This window comes from Enterococcus sp. LJL120, assembly GCF_054871765.1.
This window is the reverse complement of the sequence record NZ_JBTXLV010000010.1, coordinates 41540-67651: the sequence shown is the minus strand read 5'-3', so window position 1 is coordinate 67651 and position 26112 is coordinate 41540. Positions and strand designations below refer to the sequence as shown.

The following is a 26112-nucleotide window of genomic DNA, read 5'->3' as shown; positions in this document are numbered from 1 at the left end:
GGAAAAGTGTTTCATTTGGGGTACTTTGTTGGGATAAGTCATTAATACTTTGAAATATGTTTCAAGAAGCGCTACTAACTGGAGAAAATTAGTGTGGAAATTTGACATATTACTCCTATGAAAAAATCATAAAAAACAATTCAAGATGGTAGCAAAAATTAACTCTGATTAACCATGAATTTTTTGGATTTACTAGTTTTCAAATCGCTTTTATGCTGGTATTCATGTATTTTACTAGTAATTTCAATTATTAATTAAACCTCTCGTATAGCTAGCCGGCACTTTATAAAATATTTTTTTGGATAATAAAAAAATAAGACAACATACAATAACAGCTGGCGGTAAAAAGATAGAAATTGTAACAAACTTTGGCGTAGTATAAGAAACCTCAAGAACATTGGGTCCCTTCTGCTGTAACACTTTGATAATTCCAATCTGACTATGCTGAACCTCATCTGCAGTCAAGCGTTCGCCATTAAGAATTAAGCTCGTATTTTTATAGCCCACAATCGGAACCATGGTACGTTCACTATCCTCCCCTACCCATTTAACCAATAATTTATCTTTTTTTATTTCTTTTCCAAAATACTCCTCCGAATCTATGACTTGCGCTTTATACAACTTGTATTTTGTTGCTTCATAATTTTCGTACACGGGTAAATAATCCGGCGTCGATTTTTGAATGTAGGTTAACGCAAGGCTAAGATCTTTACTATAAAATGACTCTTTTATTTCCTGAGGGGAATCAGCAGTAAGGTATGTATTGGTTACAGAGAAGATATAGTCTTCAGGTTTTGACCAAGTTGTCAATAAGACAATCTGCAAGATTAAGGTTTGCAAAACAGCGAAACCTATCATTTTAGAAATACTAAATATTTTTAATTCTTTGAAGTCATAATTATTTAAAAGTAATCCCACAGCCAGCAAAAACAAGACAATTGCTGGTATGACAAATCGAAATGGAAATTGAATTAATTGGGCAATTTTTACATTTTCACTTAACAGAAAAGTCCAAGGGATTAGATTCGAAGACAAAACTAAGAAAACAATTCCTGTCAATATTGTAATTCTAAGAAATGGGGTCAGGCTGGTTCTAAATTTGAAGAAAATTCTTATCGTCGTTATCATGATGAAAAAAAGAAAGAAAGGTGTAAATAGGCAATAGAAACTTTGATAAGTAATAGTAGCCTCTGCCATGTTGTAATTAATAAACGGCGCTAGAATTTGATTGTTTGAGTATAATTGCCACAGATTTCCCCACAAATTAAGTGTCAATAAAAAGAAAATGATAATTGAAACAATAGTCTTACCAACCATTTTGAATTTTTCTCGAGTATGAACAAAGGCATATATAAAAAATGGCACATAAATCATCATTAGAAAAAGCGTCGATAAAAAATGAACCTGGAACATCAATGCCGTAAAAAAACCTAATTCCAAGACATTGATATCGTAATCGTTAACCATTTTTATTATGGGGATCAGACAAAGAGGTAAGATTGCGGCTCCCCAACTACTAAATCCCTGTCTAGTAATCCAATATTGAACGGCAAAGGTCGTTAAATAAACACAGGAAATGGTTACTCTGATTGGTATACGTACTTCTAATCGCCTTAATAAATAATACATGGAGAACCCTGAAACTAAATAGAGTACTAAATTGGAGACCACTTGAAAATTAAACCACGTTTGTGATAATAGCAATATTCCACCCATTAAATAAGCTAGATAAGGGCTATACACAGCATTGACAATTCTGCCTGATTGCTGAAAGCCATATAAACTAATAAATGGCTGGTAATTGCCTTCTTTGATTTGCATTGCTGCATCGTAGAAGCGATTGAAGTGAAAGACTGAATCTGAACCGCTAATCATATTTTGCGATACTAGTTGTGGTAAGAGCAAGACAAGCGTGATTAGCACTAGAAAAATCACTGGATGTGACTTCAATTTTGAGTATATAGTTTTTTTAAATCTCGAATACATTATCCTCACCTCTTATAAGAATGATTTTTCAGCTATTTATCCTCATCTAGATAAACCTTCGTCGTATAAAAAGCATTTAAATGAATCAAAAAAAGAGCTTTGTGCAAATTGGTTACAGCGCTCCTTGCATTTAGATAAAAGGAAATTTTAGTTAACCTTAGCTATCAAAGGTCGGTATATCCCCTCAGAGTTCCTCCACTCAGACCTCTGGTTTATCTAATTTTATTGATTCAATCAAATCATATTTAAACAACTTAAAAAATTTATCTGAAAAGTTTTGGATACATAGTTAATCATCTTAGTCGTTCAGTACCTGAACGACTTTCGGATGAGAATCTTCAAAAGTAAGCATCTGCCAAACTTTCGTCAGGCAGGCTGTTTACTCCCATCAAGATTCAATTAAATGTCGCCTTCGTTTCCTAGTAACTACTTGCCGATTCATCATTTACACTATCCCCTGTATACTGATTGCGAACATGTTCCTCATAGGCTTGTCGATAGTGTTTAGTGCTTTCTTCATATATCAGAAGCCCAATCGAAAAAGCAGATATCGTCACTAATATAGAAGTAACAATAATTTTCAAGATTTTTCTGCCTTTTTTTAAATCCTTATTCATTTCAGCGACTGTTTGGGAATCACCCAATAATAAGTTATCTAAAGATAAGTGAAATAATTGGGCTAGTAGAATGAGACTTTCCAAATCCGGATTCGTTTTTCCGTTTTCCCAATTGGATATAGTTTTTGGTGATACTGATATTTTTTCAGCTAGTTCCTCTTGAGTAAGTGAAAATTCTTTTCTCTTTTCTTTTAACACGTTATGAATATTCATATTATTCGTCCCCCATGATAATACATCCTTAAACCCATTTTCCATCCAATATATTTCAAAAACCAGGAAAAATATTTCCTTTTTTTATTCTACAGTAACTAGAAAAAATTTACAGACCTTTATATATCAAGCTTAATTCGATGGTAAATATCTTACTGAGGAATTTTCTTTAAAATAATATTTAAAGACGTTGGTATTTAATCCCCAAGTAAGTGGAGGAATTTTTTTTAAAAAAAGGAAGTCATGAGTTATGATTTTAGAGCGACAATGTTATTTACAATAGGTGCTGAGTGAGCGTAATTATCAGAGTCAAAACTTAATCATATTGATTCAATCGTAGTAGTTGTTGTTAGAACGATCGGCATTAACGAAGCTACTTGATGAAGAAGCAAAAAGCTTAGAGTGAGCCGAACAGAATAAATTATCAAAAATGCTAGATATATGTCTATTCCACTTAACCTCTGAGTCTATCTACTCACGAATTAAACAATTTCTAGCTCTTAGGCTAATTAATTTATAAAAGGCAATTTAATGAGGTTTCGTTTCACTAAATGTTTCTGTTAACAAAATCAGTAATCCCTGTATCTACTAGCTAAACCACTGAATCAAGCATCTTTCCCACCAAATACACCTCCAAACATTGTTCTGGCATCTTAATTACCTAGTCTACATTTTATGAAATAGCCTATTACACAATATTTTTTAATGTTTTATTTATTTTGCGTGCTACACTATTAATAAAACTAAAAATGGGGTTCAATATGAATGAATTGACGATAAAAAAATTAGAGGATTATTCAGCACTCAAATACAAGGACACAGGTATAACAGAAAGTCTTTTTATGAAACTGGTTGAGGAAATTGGTGAAGTTGCTGAAGTTTTAAATCAGATTCAAGGCCGAAAAAAGAAGCCGCTGGATAACTCTTTAGCAAATGAATTAGTTGATGTTATTCATTACACATTTGCTATTGCTGCTCTTAATAATATTGATTTAGAAAAAGCCATTATAGAAAAAGACAAAGAAGGATCACGTAGATATAATCAATCCCCCAACCTTTCAGAGTATCTTTCTGGTAACTCTGTATAAAAGAGTTGGATGACCGAACCCATATCCTTAGGTAATCAATAAAAAAACAATCGTATTATTATGAAGGTTGGATTGGTACAATGAATTTATTCCTAAATTAGACCATCTAGTTTAAGAAAAACAATAGTTGGAGGAACATATACTATGGAAAAAAATAGTTGGCAGGATTTATACGAACACGCTATCGCTGTCTGCAAGGAGCGGGAAGTCTCTGAATTTATGTATGCCGGCAGTGTTGCAGCTGCGGTTTTGACAGATACGGGAAAAATATATACGGGGATTTCGCTTGATACGGCTTGCTCAATTGGTTACTGCGCTGAACGCAATGCGATTGGCACTATGCTGACTGATGGGGAAACGTCAATCACAAAAGTAGTTGCCGTTAAAGGGACTGAGGTCATCATGCCCTGTGGTGTTTGCCGTGAATTTATGATGCAATTAGGCGGCCAAAACCGCCAAATGGAAGTGTTGACTAGCTTGAACCCGCTTAAAACGATTACCTTGGCTGAGCTTATTCCGGATTATTGGGCGTAAAATAAATCCAAACATAACAAAGGGGGCAGCAAATGATTACAACAATTTTATTTGATGTGGATGGTACTTTAATTGACACCTCTTATGTGATGCGAAAATCCTTACAGGAAATTTTGAAAAATGAAAAACAGCTAGAGGTTTCCTTTGAGGATTTGCAGTATATTTTGGGGATTCCCGGGCGTCAAGCCTTAGAAAAGTTCACAACGAGCCCGCAGGAAATAGTTGTACTACATGAAAAATGGAGTGCAAATGTTTTAAATTATCTCTCAGAAATCACTGTTTTTCCTGGCATTACTGAGGCCATCAAGTCGTTGCATAAAAAAGGCGTTAAATTGGGCATTGTCACTTCAAAAACCCAGGCCGGAATTGCTACTGAGTTTGAACAATTTGGACTATTGCCTTATTTTGATTGTGTAATGACTGCAACGGATACAACTTTCCACAAGCCTCATCCTGAACCAATTCTAAAGGCGCTTAACCTGTTGGGTTCTAAAAAGAAGCAAACTCTTTTTGTTGGAGATTCGCCACAGGATAGTGCCTGCGCGCAAGCTGCCGGCACAAAATTTGCCTTGGCGGAGTGGGGAACGCTGGACAAAGAGCTCTTCAAAGAAGCTGATTTTTCTTTAAGTACACCTGCAGAGCTGCTGACTATTATCTAAGCCAGTTGTTACAACCGACTTTGAAAAACTCGAAAAATTTATTCCCCATTTTTTATAGCAAAACTTAGTGAAGCAATCTCTTAATTAAAATCTACCTTGCACAAAGCAAACTTCTCAAACCAAGTAAATATACTCTTAGCCTTAGAAAACCCAGATTTCTAAGGCTATTTCTGCTGATTAAATGCGGAAAGTTCCCTCCAGTTTACTACGTGGCAACTCCCCGCGTAAAAAAACATCCATCATTCAGCTAACATCCCTTAATTTTTACAAAAAAATTCAATTTCGCATGTAATATTTTTCTGTTATTTTGGAATGGTCTCCATTACCTAATGTCTCACCCTTCTTATCTAACTTCACGATATTTAACCTAACCAATGTGACTAATCTTACTGAAATGTTAGATTTTTCTTGGCAACATGGTGCTAGAATGATCTTATCAAGTTAACTGAAAAAAACATAGGTCTAGCAGAACAAATAAGGAACTTACTTACGAATAAAATTATCTAAAAAAATATTCTGTAAATTTTCATTCGCTCAATCTGCAGCAGTTTTACAGACGGCAACTGCAACCGAACTTTCTCTAGGTCTGCGGAGACAAACCTGTTCTACTAAACTGACAATTGCTATGTTGAAAACTTTCAGGCACCAAATTGAAAAGAGGAAAAATCATGAAAAAAGAAACGTTCAATACACCATTTAGCAGATATTTTCCAAGAAAAGTTGTCCGCCATTTATTAAGTAAAGTCGATGCTGTTTTGTCGGCCAACGATTCCGCAATCAGTGAAGAAGAGCATGAGTTGCTGGTAAACTTTAAAAACGATTTGCTGAATAAAAAGCTGTATTATGAACGGGCTAGCCTGAATTTTGCTAGAACAGCTTACCCGCTAGTTCTCAAAAGGGCCGTCAGCGAGCCAACTCAACAGCTCTACTTAGAAGTTTTAAGGTTGAATCCTAAGTTGGTCAACGGTTTCTTGGGCTATGAGTTACTTTTTAAAAATATATTTGGAGTGAGGTAAGGAGTTTTGTGAAAGCTATCCCGCTGATTATCGCAAAAATTGATCCGGGATAAAATTTTAAGCGGCAAAATTTGCATTCAACTCAGCAAGAGAAAGTTTTTATAAGCTAAGTGAGGAGTGGGTTGTTATGAAATCAGAGGAAAAAATAAACTTAATGTCTTTAGATGGGATGACAGAAGCATATTTTGTCACCGAAATGGACCGGCTGGATTATCTGGGCTCAGCCCTAGTCAATGCTTATTTAGCAAAAGATAATTTTGCTGAGGAATTTCAAATTATTAAGCAGAAATACCCTACGTTTAAATGGTACTCGGTAACCCTTAGCTAACTATTTAAACGTGTTGAAAGTTGGGAAACTGTTATGATTGTCCTTTCGGATAGAGACAAGGCCTATAAACATGCACTCCAAGTCAATTTTCCAAATGCCCAGATTGTTGTTCAGTCAAACTAGCACTTTACTAAGCTTTTGAAAAAAGTTATTTCAATTGGATGCTAAGAGGCTTTGCAATTTTTTGATAATTTCATAGGAGGAATCTTTTTCTGCTGCAAAGAGTAATTTTTGATTCAGCTGATCAATTTTTAATTTGACCTCATCTGCAATGCGCTTGCCTTCATCGGTTAGCGATAGCAGATGACTTCTTTTATCCAGACTGATTTCTTTTTTGACGAGCCCTTGTTCAACCAGACTGTTAATGCTACGGGTAACAGAACTCTGATTTAATTTCACTAAAGGCGTGAAATCCTTTTGGGTGATGTTGGGATTATCATCGAGTTTAATTATATAGAAGTAATTATTGGAATTTAGGCCCAGCGGTTTTAGAAGTTCATTGATTCTTTTTGAAATATCCCGCTCAAGAATCGCTATTTGTTGAATCAAATCATTTTTATTATTCATTTGAAACCTCGCAAATTTTGTGTGCTTTTAATTTAACGAAAAAATGTTTAAGAAGCAAGTCTTCTTGGCTATATCTTTTACAACTGCTAAACAGCTGAATTAGGATTTCAAATAAATTGAATTGGTTTTGAGTAGCGTCCAAATTTTTGTGTTTGCTCCTTGAATTCTTCCTTAACAACGGAAAAATGACCTTAGCTTTTTAAAAATAAATGCATTTGCATGTAAATTGTGAAATATGCTACAATAACTTCACTATCACACGAGGAGGAAATTATTATGATTTTAATTACATCTGCTGCTGGCAATACGGGGCGGTCAATTGCCACTCATTTAATAGCTGCTGGCTTTGACGTTGCTGTGACTGATATTAATCCGCAGGTGGCAGAAATTCCTGGTATCAAAAAATCTTTCGTTGGTGATTTGACAAACTTAGCATTTATCAATCACATCATGAGTTCTGCCGATCAAGTTGTCTATATTCCCCCATTGTTTTCTGCGGAGGAAACTCTGATTGGTAAACAGCTGATTGATAGCGCCATCGATCATCAAGTGAACCAATTTGTTTTCATCTCAGTCACTCATCCAATTTTATCAACGCTGCTCCAACATATTGCCAAACGTGATGTTGAAGAGCACCTGATTTATCGTGGGATGGAAACGCAATTTCCTTACACGATTTTACAGCCGATGCATTATATGCATAATTTTAATCCCGCTATTGTCGAACAAACCGGTGAGTATCGAATTTTTTATGGGAGCGATAGTAAAGTTGCCTACGTCGACACCACCGATGTTGCTGAAGTTCTAGCAGATATCCTCCGTAATATTGAAAAACATAACAAAGCGACTTATGAATTAGTCGGAACACAGCCTTACTCACCTAATGACTTGGTTGATATGTTCAACCAAGCGTACAATAAAAAAGCCCGAGCTATCTATGTTCCCGTTGAAGATTTTCTTGACCAAATCAATGCCACTGATTTGTATTTCCGCAAAGGCTTTGAGCAACTGGCAGATTCTTATACCACTTGGGGCTTGGATGGAAATAGCAATGTTCTGGAATTTTTACTGGGCCGCAAGCCAACTTCTTTTGAAGATTATTTACGGGCACAACAAAAATAAGCAACCTGTCTACGAGGCAATCAGAATCTAAAAAAAATCATCGCAAAATCATGTGCTGCGGATTCTCGGTCGGAATCTAGCAGGCAGATTTTGTGATGATGGTTGCATTGACTCTCGAAAGTCAAATTTTTGAGGAGTAGTTTTCTTATTGAGCTACTCTTTTTTTAGGTTTTCTAGTGTAAAGGTAAATCAGCAAATACTGAATAATGATAGAGAGGACCAGCACAGCAGCTACAATGTACCTGCCTGTCATCGTCTCAAAAAATTGTGAAAACATTGTAATTCTGGAAAAGATTCCAATGATAGCACAGCTGGTAATCGCCGGTATAAATACCACCCAGAGTTTTCTATTATCATGTGTTTGTTTGAAAAATAAAACAGCGATGACTACTAGTAAAATCAAGATGGTCAGTATGCCCCAAATTCCGGTAATTCTGAATTGATAAGGAGTTTGAACCATCGTTAAGAGCAGCACTCCGCCGGCTAAGAGCACACCAAGGAGAATCACATTGAACACATTAACAAGCTTCTTTTTCTTTTGATACACACTGGTACCAACTAACCAAAATATCAAGAAGGCGATAGCTAGAGAATATACAGCTACAATCGCAAATGCGCCGACATCGAAGGCCTTACTAGGTAATATTAAGGCAGGAAATAGGCTGAAGACCGTGTAAGCTCCTAATGCTGACAAGATTAATTTTAAGAAATCCTTGATACTAATTGGGACAGCCTGTACCAGTTCATCGGCAATTTCCTTAGGTTGTCTCCCAAAATATTCCTCAGCATCAATGCCTGCTGCTTGAGATTCCAAGATATCTTGTAAAATTTCAAAGGCTTTTTCTTCGATTACCAATTCATTTTTGAAAGTCCCTTTTGCTCTAAGATAAACTACCAAATCCCCGTAATAACTTTGATTTGCTGGATTTAATTGCTTTTGAAGCTCACTATTTTTTTGAATTAACTCATCTGTTGTCATCATGTGTCATCCCTTCTTTTCATCTACATTCAGCAGCCTATCAACATTTTTTTTGAGGTGGCCCCACTCTTCTATAAACTGCTCTTTTTCAAGCTCCCCTTGCTCAGTCAAATTGTAATATTTTCGACTAGGCCCATCTGGTGAAGGAACGCGATACCCTTCAATCAATCCTTTTTTTTCTAAATTAAGCAACAGAGGATAGATTGTCCCTTTAGGAATTTGATCAAACCCGATTTTCTCTAATTCCAAGCTTAGCGTATACCCATACAAGGTATCTTGACTAAACAAAACCAGAATGCAACCGGAAAGAATTCCCTTCAACATCTGCGACGACCTATTGCTAACTGACATTTAATCACCTACTTTTCACCAACTATATTGCAATACATATTAGCTTAAAAATGGTTTAGCCCACCTTTCACTAGATTGCAATACATACTAGCTATTTTTTTCTTTTTAATTTTTCTATACTAGTCAAACCTATTTGTATTACGGACTTTGTGGATTTACTGAAAAATAAATTTGACTGAAATTGGGCTAAATTCAAAAATTGAGGGAAATAAAAAAGCCAAAAATTATTTTTTTGGCCTTAATTTGCTCTATGTTAAAAAGTAGGTAGGTAGAAGATAAAATGTCCTAATTAAATTTAAAATGTGTTCAACTGATTTCATGTTTTCTATTTGTACTAGCTTTTACCAATTCTAATAATTTCAAAATTCTTTTCTACAAACTTTTCAAAAATCAAAGCGAGAAACAGGCGTTGCTCTTTGCCCAGAATAATTGCCTTCAAAATTTCGATTAAAAATACAAGAATACAGTACATTCAAAATGTACTCTACCGCAATTTGCGAAGAAAAGTTAGACACTTTGAAGGTGCTCTCTTCTTTATTCGGCAATAGGAGAGTTTCTGTGGCATACATTGCTAACGGGCTCTCAATATCTCCGGTGATGGCAATAATCGGTGTGCCATTTTGAGCAAACGTTTTCGCATCATTGACAATCTCCGCGGTTCGTCCACTATAAGAAATGAGTAGCGCGACATCCTCTTTAGTAGCATTGGCTGCTAGATGATATTGTTCTGCCTGCAAATCTATTGTCCGCAAATAAATGCCAATTCGAACTAACTTTGTTTTTAAATCCCGTATTCGAATATAGTTATCACTTACGCCAATTCCATATATGTTTTTAGCAGCTATCAATATATCAACGCTGTGATTTAGCTTTCTAGTACTCAATAATTCTTGAGTAACTGTCACTGTTTCAGACATTAACTGAGCTATTTTTTTTGAAATTAGCAAGTCCGTATCACGAGGCTCAAAAGGTGTATTAGCATCCACGTCTGTCACCTGCTGATACTTGGCAGTCAAGGCTCTAGCAAAAGCTATTTTGAACTCCTTAAACCCGGAATAACCACATTTCTTTGATAAGCGGACGATTGTTGATGTCGAGGAATTTGTCTGCTTCGCTAAATCATAAATGGATAACTCTAAAAATTCTTCTTCATGACTTAGCAAGTATTCGACAATAATTTTTTCATTAAAGGTGAATTTTTCTGATTGTTTAAGCTGATTGATTAGATTCATTTTTTCCTCCTGTGAAACATTGTTTCAATGCTAGTATAGCGAACTTGCAAAAACACCGGAACAAAGTTACTAAAACTCAATAAAGCGTTTACTTTATTTTCATAAACCTTATGCTTAAGAAAAACATATTGGAGGATTATCAAATGGATAAAGTAACAAATTGGGTAGAACGTTCCCTCGTTCCAAAAGTTTCAAAAGTAACTGAGCTGCGTTACTTCCAAGCCTTACGTAATGGTTTTTTTGCTATTATGCCGTTAACAATTATTGGTTCCATATTTATGCTGATTACCGATTTTCCATTGGCGGGCTATTCAGATTTTGTAGCCTCGATTTTTGGTCCAGACTGGGTGGATTTCATCTCGCCAGCTTATCGTGCCACATTTAACATGATGGGCTTGATGTTTGCTGGTACAATGTCCTACAAGCTTGCTGAAAGCTATGACATGGATAAATTAACTTCCATGATTTTCGGTATCGTTGCCTACGTCATTGTCTTACCTAAAACTGTAACGACAGATTCTGGGGAAGTCGTTGGTCGCGTTCTTTCTTTTAATTGGCTAGGCACACAAGGTGTTATTACAGCAATTATCATGTCAATTATCTCAGTTGAAATTACTCGTTTTTGTTTGAAAAAAAATATTGTCATTAAAATGCCTGAGAGCGTACCTACGATGGTAAGCAAAGCCTTTAGTGCCTTAATTCCTGGTTTCTTTATTGCCTTAATTTCTTTGATCATCAACGGTATCGGTGTTTTAGTTGCAGACTCTTTCCCTGAATTGATTTACTCTATCATCCAAGCACCCTTACAAGGTATCATCGGCTCACCCTTTGCCATCATAATCGTAGCCGGCTTGAATGGATTATTATGGTGGTTTGGGATTCATCCAACGGTAATCAATTCGATGCTCTATCCAATATTGTATGCAAATGCGGATAATAATCAACTACTAGCTGAAGCTGGTAATCTAACAACACAGACTGGTAACTTCGGAACAGTCCAAATGTTGGATCAATTTGCAACAATTGGCGGGGCCGGCTGTACAATCGGGCTAGCAGTGGCCATGATTTTAGTGGGACGTTCCTCTCGCATGAAGGCCATGTCAAAAATTTCTTTTGTACCCGCACTTTTTAATATTAACGAGCCCTTGATTTTTGGCTTACCGGTTATCTTTAATCCGTTAATTCTAATTCCTGTTACCATTGCACCAATTGTATCTGTTGTAATCGCCTATCTATCTATGACGGTCGGTTTTATGCCGATGTTCACTAATATTCAGGCACCTTGGGCTACGCCTTTCCTTTTCTCAGGATTCTTAGTCGGGGGTTGGCAAGGTGCTGTCACGCAAATCGTTGCAGTGCTAGCTTGTATCGTTATTTATTATCCTTTTGTAAAAGCTTTAGACAATCAATACAACAAAGAAGAGTTACACGAAATTCCGGATACTATTTAGGAGGTCCTACCTGTGAAAGAACAAGAATACTTTGAGAATATTTGCTGTGAGGTTGAAAAAACTAACGCACGTGCATATATTCCGATGTCACCTGACATTGTCCAGACCTCTTCTTTTTATTATGAAAATTACGAAGACTTTATGGCAGCCAGTGATGATGAAAAAAATCATTATGTTTATACCCGCGGAACAAATCCAACGACTGAAAATCTTGAGAAGAAATTAACTCGGTTGGAGGGGGGCGAAAAATGTAAAGTCTTTGCTTCAGGTATGGGAGCCATTGCCGCAACTTTTTTCACCTTGTTAAAGCAAGGTGATCATGTCCTAATGGCAAACACAATTTACGGTGAAGCTGTGGCCCTTGTTCGCTATATGAAAAAATTTGGAATCAATGTTGATCGCGTTGATGTAGCCGAAACTTCTGAATTAAAAACATTAATTACCCCTGCGACCAAAATGATTTATTTTGAAAGCCCGTCATCACAAAAATTTGAATTATTAGACTTAGCTGAAATCACTGCTCTAGCAAAAGAAAATAAGATATATACTGTCATTGATGGTACATGGGCCGGTCCTTTGCTCCAAAAGCCATTAGCCTATGATATTGATTTAGTCATTCTTTCCTTATCAAAATATATCGGCGGCCATTCTGATATTGTTGGCGGAGCAGTTATTGGCAGCAATCAGCTGGTAGATGATATTTTTGAACATGGTCATCAATCATTAGGCGCCGTTAGTAGCCCTTTCAATTCTTGGCTAGCCATTCGCGGATTGAGAACTTTGCCCGTCCGAATGAATCATCTATCGAATGCTATTACCGAACTATTAGATGAGCTTACGAAAGACCCACGGATAGCTAAAATTTATCATCCCCACTGTGGTTCTGATCAACAAAAGCAGCTGGCAAAAAAATATTTATCCGGTTACGGTTCTCTATTTGCGATTGATCTTGTCGATTTAGATTTTGAAAAACTAAAAGTATTTGTCAATCACTTGAACATTATGTCAATTGGCGTAAGTTGGGGCGGCTTTGAGAGTTTAGTTCTACCTGCCTACAAGGGAAACAATGAGCAGCAACTAAAAGATCGTGGCCTTCCAATCTCCCATATCCGTATGTATTTAGGACTTGAGGACCCACAATCTATTTTGGAAGACATTAAACAAGCCCTTGATACTGCATATGGACCATTATCATAAAATCTATACCTGAAAAGCCGGACTATTTATTTCAAGCAATAAATAGTCCGGCTTTTCATTAACAGTTTTTCTATCAATCTTACCTCTCAAATACTGCCTTCAAAATCAGCTGCTTTTTGATAAGAGTTCAGCTAAGCCACTTTGGTTAGAATCACAGAAAAATCATCAGAAAGAAATCTGTTTGATTGAGTCTCCATTCGAATCAACCAAATAGATTTTCTTTCTGATGATATCTTAAAACTTTACGTTGTCTCATCCCTACAAATCCCTAAACCAGCAAAGAATACAACATTTGATTCTCTTTCAAATCAATATACTTTGGATCGAAGCCTGCCAGGTTTTCTAATAGAGCCGGCAAATCTTCTTTGTTTCGCAGCTGGATGCCAATCATTACTGGACCCATGCCGCGATTGATTTTTTTGGTGTATTCAAATCGCGTGATGTCGTCATTGGGACCTAAGATGTCCGTTACAAATTCCTTTAAGGCGCCGGGACGTTGTGGGAAATTGACTAAGAAGTAATGCTTCAAGCCGGCATAAATTAATGCCCGTTCGTCAATTTCTGACATCCGATTAATATCATTGTTGCCACCGCTGATGACACACACGACGGTTTTGCCTTTAATTTCTGCGGTTAAATGATTCAAAGCGGTTACGCTTAGAGCGCCGGCTGGTTCCACTACAATGGCTTGTTTAGTGTATAAATCCAAAATGGTGGAACAAACTTCGCCTTCGTCAACTGTGATTAATTCATCAACGTAGGCGGTAGCGTGCTCATAGGTCAGCTGACCAACTTCTTTAACGGCTGCCCCATCAACAAATTTATCAATCGTTTCCAGCATCACCGGTTTTCCAGCAGCACAGGCGGCCGTCATGGAAGGCGCCCCTAAAGGCTCAACACCCACGACTTTGGTTGCAGGCGAAACGCCTTTGGTATAGGCGGCAACTCCGCTAATTAGCCCACCGCCGCCAACTGCTGTTAAAACAAAATCAATTGCAACATCCGCTGCCTTAGCCTCGTTGAAAACTTCGACCGCTAGGGTGCCTTGACCGGCAATAATTTTTTCATCGTTAAATGGGTCGATAAAAACGAGCTGATTGACTTGGCTGAATTCTTTGGCGGCCGCTGCGGAGGCATCAAAGGTATCGCCGATTAAACGGACCTCGACAAAATTTCCGCCAAAAAATTCGACCTGGGAAATCTTTTGATTCGGTGTAGTTGTCGGCATGAAAATAGTCGCAGGAATTTGCATTTCATTACACGTATATGCAACTCCTTGGGCGTGGTTACCGGCGCTGGCACAGACGACGCCTTTTTTAATGGCGTCATAAGGCTGGGACTTAATCGCATAATAGGCCCCCCGCAATTTAAAGGAGCGAACCTTTTGCAGGTCCTCTCGCTTTAAATAAACTTGGCAGTCATATTTTTCTGAAAGATAGCGATCATATTGTAAAGGCGTCTGATCCACCGCCTCAGCAATCTTCTCATAAGCCTGTAACACGTCTTCTGCTGTAACCAACGACATACTTCCACCTCTTATTAGTCATTTTTTGATACGAAGGGCATCATTTTACGAAGGTCGGCGCCAACTTTTTCAATTGGATGACCGGCGTTGTCTTCACGCATTTTGTAGAACTCTTTAAAGCCATTTTTGTTATCATCGATAAAGCCTTTAGCAAAATTTCCGTTTTGGATATCCGTTAAAACAGCCTTCATATTTTTCTTAGTCTCAGCCGTGATGACCCGTGGACCAGAAACATAATCGCCGTATTCCGCAGTATTTGAAATAGAGTTCCGCATTTTTTCAAAGCCTCCTTCATAAATCAAGTCCACGATAAGTTTCATTTCATGACAAACTTCAAAGTAAGCTAATTCTGGTTGGTAACCAGCTTCGGTTAGGGTTTCAAAACCTGCTTCAATCATGCTAGTCAAGCCACCACATAACACAGCTTGTTCACCAAACAAATCGGTCTCAGTTTCTTCTTTAAAGGTCGTTTCTAACACGCCGACACGAGTTGCTCCAATTCCTTTTGCATAAGAGAGAGCTTTTTCACGAGCGTCGCCGGTAGCATCTTGGAAAACTGCAAATAATGCTGGTACCGCAAAGCCTTCTGTAAAGGTCCGGCGTACGAGATGGCCGGGGCCTTTTGGTGCTACTAAGAACACATCGACATCTTTTGGAGGAGTAATGACGTCAAAATGAATGTTGAAGCCGTGGGCAAAGACTAATGAATTGCCCGCTTCTAAATTCGGGGCAATTTCATTTTCGTAAAGTGTGCCTTGAATTTCATCTGGCGCTAAAATCATTACAACATCCGCTTTTTTAGTTGCATCGGCAGCTGATAATACTTCAAAGCCATCATTTCTGGCCGCTTCGGCAGATTTACCTTCACGAATTCCGATTACGACTTGATTGCCGTTGTCCCGTAAGTTTTGGGCATGGGCATGTCCCTGTGAGCCGTAGCCGATAATTGCGATTGTTTTGCCTTCAAGCTGATTTGTTGCAACTGAATCATCATAATATACTTTTGCCATAATACTAATTCCTCCAATTGGTTGGTTTATTCAAAAAGCCTGCGCTTTAAGTAACTAATTATTTTTCCCTCTGGTAAAGCCGGTGATGCCGGTTCGGGCGACTTGTTTAATACCGTAAGGGGCGACCACATCAACAAAGGCGTTGATTTTTTCGCTGGTGCCCGTCACTTGGATGACGATTGTTTTGTTGCCAACGTCGATAATATTGCCGCGAAACGGATCGATTAAAGCTAAAATTTCCGAACGGCTGCTGGCGGGGGCATTGACCTTGACTAAAATTAATTCTCGTTCAAGATGGGGCTCATCGGTAATATCCGAGACCTTTATCACGTCAATCTGCTTATTTAGCTGCTTGGTGACTTGTTCGCTTTCTGCCAAATCTGCCACATGAATGACGATTGTAATCCGGGAAACATTCTCCAACTCGGTTGCTCCGACGGAAATACTATCAATATTTACTTGGCGGCGGCTTAACACGCCACTAAAACGGTTTAAGACTCCCGAATTATTATTTACGGTTGCAGTAATGACTCTTCTCATTTACTCCACACCCCCAACATCTGATAGTTTGGTTTGCCGGCCGGTACCATCGGCAAGACATGCTCTGTGTTTGACACGACGACTTCGATTAGTGCCGGGCCGGACTTTTCAAAGGCGGCTTTAAAGTCCGCTTCAAAGGTCGCTGGATTGTCAATCCGGGTGCCAGCAATGTGATAGGCCTCGGCCATTTTGACAAAATCCGGTTGGCTGCTAAACACTGACTCTGAGCGGCGATTATCAAAAAAGCTTTCCTGCCATTGCCGCACCATACCGAGAGAATGGTTGTTCATCAAAATTACTTTTAAATCGATGCCGTAATCATTTAAAATTGCCAATTCTTGATTGGTCATTTGAAACCCGCCATCGCCGACAAAAACAACGACCTCTTTTTGCGGTTGGCCTAGTTTGGCACCAATCGCGGCGGGAATGCCATAGCCCATCGTGCCTAAGCCGCCGCTGGTGATAATCTGGTTTTCATTTTCAAAGGGATAATACTGGGCGACCCACATTTGATGCTGGCCAACATCTGTCGCAACGATTGCTTGACCGCCTGTCAGCTCACCGACTAGTTCTACTACCCGTTGCGGTTTGATTTCATCAGTGGCTTGCCGATCAAAATTAAAAGGATGCATTTTCTTACGGGACTGGTTTAGCTTCCGCCACTCTTCACATTTTGGTTCTCTGGAGCCGGTGGCAATCAACTGTTTCAAAGCTTCCTTCGCATCCCCTACAATTGGAATTGCCGTTTCAATGATTTTCCCGATTTCAGCCGGGTCGACATCGATATGTGCAACAAGCGCATTGGGGGCAAATTCCCCTGGCGCACTAGCTAAACGGTCGTCAAAGCGGGAACCAATGTTGATCAGCAAATCACAATCCGTTAGAGCCATGTTTGCAGCAAAGGAGCCGTGCATCCCCCCCATGCCCAAAAACAGCTCATGTTCATAAGGAATGCTGCCTAAGCCGAGTAAAGTCGTTAATACCGGTACTTGGAATTTTTCGGCAAATTCAATTAACTCTTGACTGGCGTTGGCTTGGATGACTCCCGCACCAGCTAAGACAACCGGTTTTTTCGCTTCGGCAAGGGCTTCAACTAATTTTTTGACTTGCAACTGATTAGGCTGAAAAGTTGGTTGATAACTTGTTAAATTTACTGGCGGGAGCTTAACCGGTGTCATTTGCGATACCGAAATATCTTTTGGTAAATCAATTACGACTGGACCTTTACGACCGGTGGTGGCAATGTGAAAAGCTTCTGCCATCATGCGGGGCAGGTCTTCAACTTCCCGCACTTGATAATTATTTTTAGTGATGGGCATCGTCAGCCCCAAAATGTCTGCCTCTTGAAATGCATCTTTACCAATCCCCGCTGTCCCTACCTGCCCGGTGATGACGACTAAGGGAACTGAATCCGCCATCGCATCGGCAATGCCGGTGACCGCATTGGTAGCTCCGGGCCCGCTGGTTACAATCACAACTCCTGGTTTTCCGGTAGCTTTCGCATACCCTTCGGCAGCATGGACGGCACCTTGCTCGTGACGAGTGAGAATATGTTTGAAATCAGCGGAGTAAAGGGCGTCATACAAAGGTAAGACTGCACCGCCGGGATAGCCAAAAATCGTATCCACACCCTCATCCTTCAAGGCTTGCAATAAAATCTCAGCACCTGATTGTCTTTTTTCTTCTTTCATAAGCATCCATCCTTAATCCAGTAAATCTTCTGGTAATTTCATCACACCTCCTGTATGAGCAGAGGTGACTAAAGCCGTATAGCGGGCCAACCAACCTTTTTTAACTTTTGCTTTAAAACGGGGCAGCTGATCTTGTCTTGTAGCAAGGGTTTCTTGGGGAACATTTAATTCAATCCGACGATTAGTCAAATCAATCGTAATCTCATCACCATCTTCAATTAGAGCAATCGGTCCGCCGGCTGCCGCTTCAGGTGAAATGTGCCCGACGGCGATTCCCCGAGTGGCTCCGGAGAAACGGCCATCAGTAATCAGTGCAACGTCCTTGCCTAAACCGCGACCAACAATACTTGAGGTTGGCGCTAGCATTTCCGGCATTCCCGGACCGCCTTTAGGCCCTTCATAGCGAATGACCACGACATGTCCCGCCTGGACTGTGTGATTATCAATCGCCTCCACTGCTTCATCGTGGCTGGCAAAACAAATCGCTTTGCCGACAAAGGTTTTAATCGAAGGATCTACTCCACCGACTTTAATGACACTGCCCTCTGGAGCGATGTTGCCATATAAAATCGATAAGCCGCCGACCGGACTGTAAGGATTTTCCTTTGGATGAATCACATCCGTATTTTTAATGGCCGCCGTTGCGACATTTTCTCGTAAGGTATCGCCAGTGACCGTGATACGGTCGGGATGAATCGCCGTTTCCAAATCAACTAACTCTTTAATAATTGCAGAAACTCCGCCAGCTTCATGGACATCGTGCATCGAGTAAGCTGAAGATGGTGCAATCTTGGAAAGATAAGGTACTTTCTTAGCGATTTCATTGATGTCTTCTAAGTTGTAGGGAATCTCGGCTTCATTTGCAATGGCTAGCGTGTGGAGCACGGTATTCGTTGAGCCCCCCATTGCCATGTCTAATGCAAAGGCGTCATCAATCGCTTCTTTGGTGATAATGTCTCTTGGCTTCACTTGATTTTTCACTAAATCCATCAACTTGAAGGCCGACTGGCGAACTAATTCTCTGCGTTCTTCAGAAACGGCTAAGATTGTCCCATTGCCCGGTAAGGCCATACCTAAAACTTCCATCAGGCAATTCATGGAATTAGCGGTAAACATTCCGGCACAGGAGCCACAGACGGGACAAGCATTTTGTTCCATAAAACGAAAATCTTCTTCGCTCATTTTACCGTCTTTAAAGGTTCCAACTGCTTCAAACATCGAGGAAAGTGTTGTTGAGTGACCTTTAGGATCAATGCCGGCCTTCATAGGACCGCCGGAGCAAAAAATGCCCGGCACATTGGTTCTCACAGCCGCCAGTAGCATTCCGGGAGTAATTTTGTCACAGTTAGGAATATAAAAGACTCCGTCAAACCAGTGGGCATTAATTACTGTTTCCGCAGCGTCTGCAATCAATTCACGGCTAGGTAATGAATAACGCATGCCGATATGTCCCATCGCAATGCCATCATCAACGCCAATCGTGTTGAACTCAAAGGGGATTCCGCCGGCTTCAATAATCGCCGCCTTAGCAATGTCGGCCAATTCCCTTAAATGGACGTGACCGGGAACGATATCGATATAAGAATTACAGATAGCGATAAAAGGTTTTTGCATATCCTCAGCATTTTTTACCTGCCCGGTAGCATATAACAGGCTGCGGGCGGGGGCCGCATCTATTCCAACTTTAATTTTGTCACTGCGCATAAACAACATCTCCTTAGTTTTCATTACTGCTGCTAATTTTTTAAATTAAAAAGGCATCCCCGTAAATTTAGGGATGCCTTCGTCAGAGCCCCATCTACCAAAGACAAACAGGACTCAAAGTGTCAGAAATTTTCTCTGCCTTCAAAGTCCTAGATCATAAAATTAAAATGACTAAATTTTGTCTTGAGTTTTTCATAGGGGTTACTCCTCAATTAACTTGGATTAAATTTCCGTGTGAAAAGATTGTGCTTTTGTTAAATATTATTCTTAATGTTCTCATTTGTCAATATAAAATTTTGGATTTGTCTGAAAATTCTTAATACTATTTCGTTTTTAGCGGAAAATTCTATGGATAATAAGGGAGATGGCTAGATTTTGACTAAAAACCAGTCAACTATTACAGACATTGTAGCGAGCTCCAAAAGTTTGATTTTTGGTCTAACTTTTTAGAGTCACTACACATAGCAAGCCCCTTTTTTCTTAAAAAGGAAAAAGCAAAGAGAGGAAGCTGGCAAATTTTTATTCGCTAAGGTTCCTACTCTTGTTGCCAAAAAAAGTTTAGTGAGGCTGTGACAATAGCTAAAACAAAGTTATGGGATTTTCTATATTAGGGCTTAAAAAATCTGTACAGTTAAAACAGTCTGGATATTTTAATCCCTATTGCCAATAGCTGGGAATCGCTGCCTCATAATCTGCAATCGCAGCTTGATAATTCATAGTAATTGAAATGTCGTCCAAACCATTTAATAATTTATCTTTCCAAGTGGCATCAATGTCGAAGGAAAATTTCTGGTCGCCGGCGCTGATTTCCTGAGCAGCCAAATCAATCGTCACTTGATTATCCTTAGGCAAAGCCGCCAAAAAATCTCGTTCTGCTTGGGGTAAAACAATTGGTAACAGGCCATTTTTAATGGCATTCATATAAAAAATATCGCTAAAGCTGCCGGCGATGACCGCCCGAAAGCCATAATCAAGAATTGCCCAAGCGGCATGTTCTCGCGAGGAACCAGAGCCAAAGTTTTCCCCTGAAATTAAAATCGAGGCTCCCTGATAGGCTGGCTCATTTAAAATGAAATCAGGATTGTCCTGTTGCCCTGCGCTGTAACGCCAATCGTTGAAAAGAAATTGGCCATAGCCCTTTTTTTCAATCCGTTTCAAAAAGACTTTAGGAATGATTTGATCGGTATCGATATTATTATTCATAAGCGGGACGCTTTGCCCCGTGTGCACTGTGAAAGTTTCCATATTCTTCTCCTTAAATGGTTGTTCTAATGTCGACAAATTTTCCGTTGATGGCTGCCGCTGCCGCCATGGCCGGAGAACAGATATGCGTGCGGGAATTTTTTCCTTGCCGGCCTTCAAAATTGCGGTTTGACGTAGAAGCGCAATGAATGCCTTCTGGCACGCGGTCTGGATTCATCCCGAGACACATTGAACATCCCGGTTCCCGCCATTCAAAGCCCGCTGCTTGAAAAATTTTATCTAAGCCCAGGGCCTCCGCTGCTCTTTTAACCGGTCGTGAACCGGGTACAACAATGCCGGTCACGCCATCTTTAATCGTTTTGTTTTCAATTATCTTAGCCGCTTCTTGCAAATCAGAAAGCCGGCCATTGGTACATGAGCCAATAAAAACATATTCGATATTAATGTCAGTCGGATTTTGTCCCGGGACCAAGTCCATATACTGATAAGCCCTCTCATCATTGATATCTTTGATTTCCGGCAGCTTGTCAGTAATCGGAATGCCCATGCCGGGATTAGTTCCCCAAGTGATAAAAGGCGCTAGATTGTTGACATCTAATTCCAATAGCTCATCAAACTGAGCACCTTCCTCTGTTTTCAACTGCTGCCAATCTTTAATGGCAGCCGCCATGTCGGTTGGTGCATGTTGTTTACCAGCGACATAGGCGAAAGTTTTTTCATCTGGCGCAATTAGACCCATCTTAGCGCCACCTTCAATCGACATGTTGCAGATGGTCATGCGTTCCTCCATCGAAAGAGCTTCAATCGTGTCGCCTAGGTATTCCACAGCATAACCGACACCAAAATCAACGCCATATTTGGCAATCAAAGCCAAAATAATATCTTTGGCATAGACGCCCTCAGGCAATTGACCAGTAATTTTTACGCCCATTTTTTTGGGTTTACTTTGCCACAAGGTTTGCGTTGCAAAAACGTGTTCCACCTCGCTGGTCCCAATCCCAAAAGCTAGCGCTCCGAAAGCTCCATGAGTTGCCGTATGGGAGTCACCACAGACAATTGTTTTTCCCGGCTGCGTCAAGCCGGTTTCTGGTCCGACCATATGCACAATCCCCTGCATTTCCGAACCGTTGTCACACAGCTCGATGCCAAATTCTTGGCAGTTTTCCCGCAGCGTGTCGATTTGCTTTTTCGAGATCAAATCGGTGATATTGTAAATATCCTTAGTCGGCGTGTTGTGATCCATCGTCGCAAAGGTTTTCTTTTTTTGATGCACATCCCGCTGATTTTCCCGCAGTCCTTCAAAGGCTTGCGGCGAAGTCACCTCATGAATAAGATGCAGATCGATATATAAAAGCTGGGGTTCGCCTTCTTTTCCTGTGATGACATGTTTTTCCCACAGCTTGTCAAATAGAGTTTGCGCCATTATCTTACCTCCGTCGATTGTAGTGTATTGATGACTTCTTGTGTAAATTCTTTGGTTCCGTATTTCCCGCCTAAATCGGGAGTATAAATCCCGGCGGCTATCACCTGATCGCAGGCCTGTTCAATTTTTTCAGCACTGGCAAAATAACCAAAACTTTGTTTTAACATCATGGTAATCGAATAAATCATCGACAAAGGATTCGCTAAATTTTTCCCGGCGATATCCGGAGCCGACCCGTGAATCGGCTCATATAATGAAGGCCCATTATCACTGTGGCTGGCACTTGGCAAAACGCCGATGGAGCCGGCCAAGACAGAGGACTCATCACTTAAAATGTCGCCGAAAAGATTTTCCGTGACAATCACGTCAAAAGCTGTCGGCATTTGGATAATTTTCATTGCGACGGAATCCACCAACTGATTTTCAAATGTGACCTCTGGATATTCTGCCGCAATTTCTTCGGCGATGGAGCGCCAGAGTTTGCTAGTAGCCAAAACATTGGCCTTATCAACAGAGGTGACTTTTTTCCGTCTAGTTTTCGCCAGCTCAAAGGCTTGGCGGATAATCCGTTCAATTTCTTTTCTCGTGTAGACATTGGTGTCTAGCGCTTCTTCCGGACTCAATTTTCTCGGTTCACCAAAGTAAATGCCGCCGGTCAGCTCTCGGACAACAACAAAGTCCGTGCCCTTGACTATCTCTTCTTTAATCGGTGAAAATTTCACTAGTTCGTCTAAAATCGTAATTGGACGAATATTGGCAAAGAGGTTTAAAGATTTTCGCAAGGCCAGCAAGCCTTTTTCAGGAGTTTCAGAACCTGTCTGCCACTTTGGTCCGCCGATGGCTCCCAATAAAATGGCATCGGCCTTTTCACAGGCCGCCAGCGTGTCTGCCGGTAAAGCCTGTCCCGTTTCATCAATGGCAGCTCCGCCAAAGACTTTGTCCTCAATCGTAAACTCCAATTGATTGATTGCTGAAATCGTCTTTAAAATTTCTAGACCGCTTGCCATAATTTCTGGGCCAATGCCATCGCCCGCCAGTGCTACAATTGTCTTCATGCTTTTTGCTCCTCTTTAAAAATATTTTTCATCGTTTCATTTGCCTGCAGATAAGCCAACGCTGAAGCCTTCAAAACATCAAAATTGATGGCAACGCCGGTATACATGTGGTGGGTTTCGATGTCTTCAATCATCACCCGCACTTCTGCTTGGGAATCTTCCCCTTCAGTTAGCGCGCGAATTTGGTATTCCGCCAGACGAACGGGCCGTGCATAAACTTCGTCAATTGCCGAATAAATTGCCTCAATACTTCCTTGACCAACCGAGGTGCCGACGTAACTAGTCGTATTTTTCGGACACTTAATTTCAACAATGGCCCCTTGCTTGCCGTTAGCAACATATTGCAGCTGTAAATTTTCCAAAACACTTTGGGCTTCTTGCACCTGCTGTTGTGTCGTCACTAGCGCATGCAGGTCGACATCGGTAATCTGTTTCTTTTTATCTGCCAGAGCTTTGAATTTTTCAAAGGTTGCATTTTTCTTATCCTCACTCAAATCGTAGCCCAGCTCTTTAATCTTAGCGAAGAAAGCGTGGCGCCCAGAAAGTTTGCCCAGTGGCAGTGAATTGGTTTGAATACCCACCAATTGCGGTGTGATAATTTCATAAGTTTCTGGATTTTTTAGCACGCCGTCTTGATGGATACCTGACTCGTGGGCGTAAGCATTGCCGCCGACAATCGCCTTATTTTTAGGAATGGCGATTCCTGACAATCTGGACACCAAGTCACTCGTTTTTTTCGTTTCCGCCAGAACAATTTGCGAACCTGCTTGGTAAAAATCTTTTCTGACATAAAGGGCGAGCGCAACTTCTTCAAGGGCGGTATTGCCAGCTCTTTCACCGATGCCGTTGACCGTTCCCTCTACCCGATTGGCGCCATTTTCAATGGCCGCCAGCGCATTAGCTGTCGCCATCCCCAAATCGTCATGGCAATGGGAGGAATAAATAATTTCTTCGGTAGTCTGAATTTTTTCTCGCATTGTTTTAAAAATTAGTCCATATTCAGTCGGATTAGAATAGCCAACTGTATCGGGAATATTGATGATCGTCGCCCCGGCATCTACTGCCCGTTGAACCGCCTCCACCAGAAAGTCAATCGGTGTCCGCGTCGCATCCTCCGGTGAAAATTGTACCTTGGCAAAATATTTTTTAGCATAGGTCACATGCTCGGTAATTGAATCTAATACCTCATCAGGAGTCATTTTCAATTTATATTCCATATGCACTGGGCTAGTAGCCAGAAAAACGTGAATCTGCGGATACTTGGCTCCCTTTAGCGCTTTATACGCTGCATCAATGTCTTCTTTTTTGCAACGAGCCAAGCCGGCAACAGTCATTCTTTGACAAGCATTGGCAATGCTTGTCACCGATTCGAAATCCCCCGGCGAAGCATTGGGAAAGCCGGCTTCGATGGTATCAATGCCCCATTTTTCTAATTGGAGCGCAATTTGTAATTTTTCTTGAGGATTAAAATTTACCCCCGGTGTTTGTTCGCCGTCCCTCAATGTCGTATCAAAAAATTGTATTTCTCTGGCCATAATCATTTCCTCCTAATGAAATAAATGTATAAAAAAAGCATTCCATAAAGTTTTTAACTTTATGCAATGCGAACAGGACTCCTTTTATCTTTTACAAGAAAAAGAGCCCCGCTAGATTAATAAGTAAACGTATGAACGTGAATAGCCTTTAATTTGATTGGTCATTAAAATCACCTTTTAATTTTCAGAATTTTTAGTTAATTTAGTATGCAGTCAACGATACTGGTAAAAGGAAAAAATGTCAAGTGTTTTTTCAATATTCAGAATAAAAAGAAATTTACTTAATCATTCTCTACTTCAATTCCATAAGAATAACTTATCCCTCAGAAAAATAAAAAATCGCCTGTAAAGGAGACTTTTTCAGGCGGTTGATAAGTATTATAGATTGTTTTAAAAAGCTTGACTGAATTATAAATTTTTTTTGGATTGAAAAAATAATTGCCGAGTGATAGATTTTATAACCTAAGAGAGTCTGTTGTCTTCAACCTCGGAACTTTTCTTGTTGGTCCTTTTTGAAATCATCCACAGCCCGATGCCCATGGTCACTCCACTAAAAATCAGGCCTAAAATGGCGTTGGCCGTTGCCTGATGCTGGGAATCAGAAGAAAAAGATAAAATGGCGCTTTGCGTTAGCACCAGGCCAATCAATGACGAAGATAGATTCAGCAATTTTACCGCTTGTAGCAGCAAATTTTTCTGACGATTGGCTTTTAAAATGCCATAGATGCTGACGCCCACCTCAGTAAATGAAATGGTGGCAATCGCAATTGCCACATTCGGTTGATAATAAACCGTCTCTTGATCAATAAATAAATGCAGGGCATAAATTAAGTAGATAGCGCTGGCCACTAAAATGAGCAGACCAACCCGCCGATAATAGATTTTTTCTTGATCGGCGGCTTTGCCCATGCCCAATACGCCCTGATGTTTGCCTAAGCCAATAGCGGCTGTGTAAAATGCGTTCACCCCTAAAAAGATGGAGAAGGATAGCAGGGCAAAAATGAATTTACCGCAAGCGATTCCGTAGCTACCGATTGCCGACCATTTTAGACGTACGACTTGATTTTTAATATCCAACATGGCGGC

24 protein-coding genes are annotated in these 26112 nt (G+C 40.1%); 8 read left to right on the top strand and 16 right to left on the bottom strand.

Annotated features, from left to right (window positions below):
* Positions 1-243: 243 nt before the first annotated feature.
* Both ACYSNU_RS15775 and ACYSNU_RS15770 read right to left on the bottom strand, forming a co-directional pair.
* Complete coding sequence (locus ACYSNU_RS15775) at positions 244-1986, bottom strand: hypothetical protein (RefSeq protein WP_461738129.1); 1743 nt, start codon at positions 1984-1986, stop codon at positions 244-246.
* Between the two features lie 419 nt (positions 1987-2405).
* Positions 2406-2816 carry a helix-turn-helix transcriptional regulator gene (locus tag ACYSNU_RS15770; RefSeq protein ID WP_461738128.1) on the bottom strand — a complete coding sequence of 137 codons (411 nt, stop codon included), beginning with the start codon at positions 2814-2816 and terminating at the stop codon, positions 2406-2408.
* A gap of 761 nt (positions 2817-3577) precedes the next feature.
* On the opposite strand from ACYSNU_RS15770, the gene ACYSNU_RS15765 reads away from it, so the two are divergent.
* The 5 genes from ACYSNU_RS15765 (at position 3578) to ACYSNU_RS15745 (ending at position 6441) form a co-directional block, all read left to right on the top strand.
* Positions 3578-3904: a MazG nucleotide pyrophosphohydrolase domain-containing protein gene (locus ACYSNU_RS15765; RefSeq protein WP_461738127.1), complete on the top strand. Its 327-nt coding sequence runs from the start codon at positions 3578-3580 to the stop codon at positions 3902-3904.
* Positions 3905-4048: 144 nt separating this feature from the next.
* A complete protein-coding gene (locus ACYSNU_RS15760; RefSeq protein WP_461738126.1) occupies positions 4049-4438 on the top strand; it encodes a cytidine deaminase family protein in 390 nt (129 codons plus the stop codon).
* A 32-nt stretch (positions 4439-4470) separates the two neighbouring features.
* Positions 4471-5097 (top strand): HAD family hydrolase, encoded by a 627-nt coding sequence (locus tag ACYSNU_RS15755; protein WP_461738125.1) that lies wholly within the window; start codon positions 4471-4473, stop codon positions 5095-5097.
* 668 nt (positions 5098-5765) lie between these two features.
* Complete coding sequence (locus ACYSNU_RS15750; protein WP_461738124.1) at positions 5766-6113, top strand: hypothetical protein; 348 nt, start codon at positions 5766-5768, stop codon at positions 6111-6113.
* A 127-nt stretch (positions 6114-6240) separates the two neighbouring features.
* The gene (locus ACYSNU_RS15745; protein ID WP_461738123.1) at positions 6241-6441 is read left to right on the top strand and encodes a hypothetical protein; all 201 of its coding nucleotides are present in this window, start codon (positions 6241-6243) and stop codon (positions 6439-6441) included.
* A gap of 153 nt (positions 6442-6594) precedes the next feature.
* Here ACYSNU_RS15745 and ACYSNU_RS15740 read toward each other — a convergent pair whose 3' ends face one another.
* Complete coding sequence (locus ACYSNU_RS15740) at positions 6595-7008, bottom strand: MarR family winged helix-turn-helix transcriptional regulator (protein WP_461738122.1); 414 nt, start codon at positions 7006-7008, stop codon at positions 6595-6597.
* A 276-nt stretch (positions 7009-7284) separates the two neighbouring features.
* On the opposite strand from ACYSNU_RS15740, the gene ACYSNU_RS15735 reads away from it, so the two are divergent.
* Positions 7285-8130, top strand: coding sequence for an SDR family oxidoreductase (locus ACYSNU_RS15735; RefSeq protein ID WP_461738121.1), 846 nt, complete (start codon positions 7285-7287; stop codon positions 8128-8130).
* A gap of 145 nt (positions 8131-8275) precedes the next feature.
* On the opposite strand, the gene ACYSNU_RS15730 is transcribed toward ACYSNU_RS15735, so the two are convergent.
* From ACYSNU_RS15730 to ACYSNU_RS15720, 3 genes are all read right to left on the bottom strand, one after another.
* Positions 8276-9112 carry a hypothetical protein gene (locus tag ACYSNU_RS15730; RefSeq protein WP_461738120.1) on the bottom strand — a complete coding sequence of 279 codons (837 nt, stop codon included), beginning with the start codon at positions 9110-9112 and terminating at the stop codon, positions 8276-8278.
* A gap of 3 nt (positions 9113-9115) precedes the next feature.
* Complete coding sequence (locus ACYSNU_RS15725; RefSeq protein WP_461738119.1) at positions 9116-9433, bottom strand: PadR family transcriptional regulator; 318 nt, start codon at positions 9431-9433, stop codon at positions 9116-9118.
* 410 nt (positions 9434-9843) lie between these two features.
* The gene (locus tag ACYSNU_RS15720; RefSeq protein ID WP_461738118.1) at positions 9844-10692 is read right to left on the bottom strand and encodes a MurR/RpiR family transcriptional regulator; all 849 of its coding nucleotides are present in this window, start codon (positions 10690-10692) and stop codon (positions 9844-9846) included.
* Positions 10693-10835: 143 nt separating this feature from the next.
* Between ACYSNU_RS15720 and ACYSNU_RS15715 the strand changes: the two genes are divergently transcribed.
* Both ACYSNU_RS15715 and ACYSNU_RS15710 read left to right on the top strand, forming a co-directional pair.
* Positions 10836-12143 (top strand): PTS sugar transporter subunit IIC, encoded by a 1308-nt coding sequence (locus tag ACYSNU_RS15715; RefSeq protein ID WP_461738117.1) that lies wholly within the window; start codon positions 10836-10838, stop codon positions 12141-12143.
* 12 nt (positions 12144-12155) lie between these two features.
* Positions 12156-13340, top strand: coding sequence for a trans-sulfuration enzyme family protein (locus ACYSNU_RS15710; RefSeq protein ID WP_461738116.1), 1185 nt, complete (start codon positions 12156-12158; stop codon positions 13338-13340).
* 268 nt (positions 13341-13608) lie between these two features.
* On the opposite strand, the gene ilvA is transcribed toward ACYSNU_RS15710, so the two are convergent.
* The 10 genes from ilvA to ACYSNU_RS15660 form a co-directional block, all read right to left on the bottom strand.
* On the bottom strand, positions 13609-14865 hold the full coding sequence (ilvA, locus tag ACYSNU_RS15705) for a threonine ammonia-lyase IlvA (RefSeq protein WP_461738115.1): 1257 nt from the start codon (positions 14863-14865) through the stop codon (positions 13609-13611).
* 14 nt (positions 14866-14879) lie between these two features.
* Positions 14880-15875 carry a ketol-acid reductoisomerase gene (ilvC, locus tag ACYSNU_RS15700; protein WP_461738114.1) on the bottom strand — a complete coding sequence of 332 codons (996 nt, stop codon included), beginning with the start codon at positions 15873-15875 and terminating at the stop codon, positions 14880-14882.
* Between the two features lie 54 nt (positions 15876-15929).
* Positions 15930-16415, bottom strand: coding sequence for an acetolactate synthase small subunit (gene ilvN / locus ACYSNU_RS15695; protein ID WP_265459616.1), 486 nt, complete (start codon positions 16413-16415; stop codon positions 15930-15932).
* Positions 16412-18112 carry a biosynthetic-type acetolactate synthase large subunit gene (gene ilvB / locus ACYSNU_RS15690; protein ID WP_461738113.1) on the bottom strand — a complete coding sequence of 567 codons (1701 nt, stop codon included), beginning with the start codon at positions 18110-18112 and terminating at the stop codon, positions 16412-16414. The genes ilvN and ilvB overlap by 4 nt, the downstream gene beginning before the upstream one ends.
* Before the next feature lie 6 nt (positions 18113-18118).
* Positions 18119-19810 (bottom strand): dihydroxy-acid dehydratase, encoded by a 1692-nt coding sequence (ilvD, locus tag ACYSNU_RS15685; RefSeq protein ID WP_461738112.1) that lies wholly within the window; start codon positions 19808-19810, stop codon positions 18119-18121.
* Between the two features lie 657 nt (positions 19811-20467).
* Positions 20468-21055, bottom strand: coding sequence for a 3-isopropylmalate dehydratase small subunit (leuD, locus tag ACYSNU_RS15680; protein ID WP_461738111.1), 588 nt, complete (start codon positions 21053-21055; stop codon positions 20468-20470).
* A 10-nt stretch (positions 21056-21065) separates the two neighbouring features.
* On the bottom strand, positions 21066-22436 hold the full coding sequence (gene leuC / locus ACYSNU_RS15675) for a 3-isopropylmalate dehydratase large subunit (RefSeq protein WP_461738110.1): 1371 nt from the start codon (positions 22434-22436) through the stop codon (positions 21066-21068).
* Positions 22436-23491: a 3-isopropylmalate dehydrogenase gene (leuB, locus tag ACYSNU_RS15670; protein ID WP_461738109.1), complete on the bottom strand. Its 1056-nt coding sequence runs from the start codon at positions 23489-23491 to the stop codon at positions 22436-22438. Before leuB ends, leuC begins: the two co-directional genes overlap by 1 nt.
* On the bottom strand, positions 23488-25026 hold the full coding sequence (locus ACYSNU_RS15665) for a 2-isopropylmalate synthase (RefSeq protein WP_461738108.1): 1539 nt from the start codon (positions 25024-25026) through the stop codon (positions 23488-23490). The genes leuB and ACYSNU_RS15665 overlap by 4 nt, the downstream gene beginning before the upstream one ends.
* 462 nt (positions 25027-25488) lie before the next feature.
* Positions 25489-26106, bottom strand: a complete 618-nt coding sequence (locus ACYSNU_RS15660) for a hypothetical protein (protein WP_461738107.1) — start codon at positions 26104-26106, stop codon at positions 25489-25491.
* Positions 26107-26112: the final 6 nt, after the last annotated feature.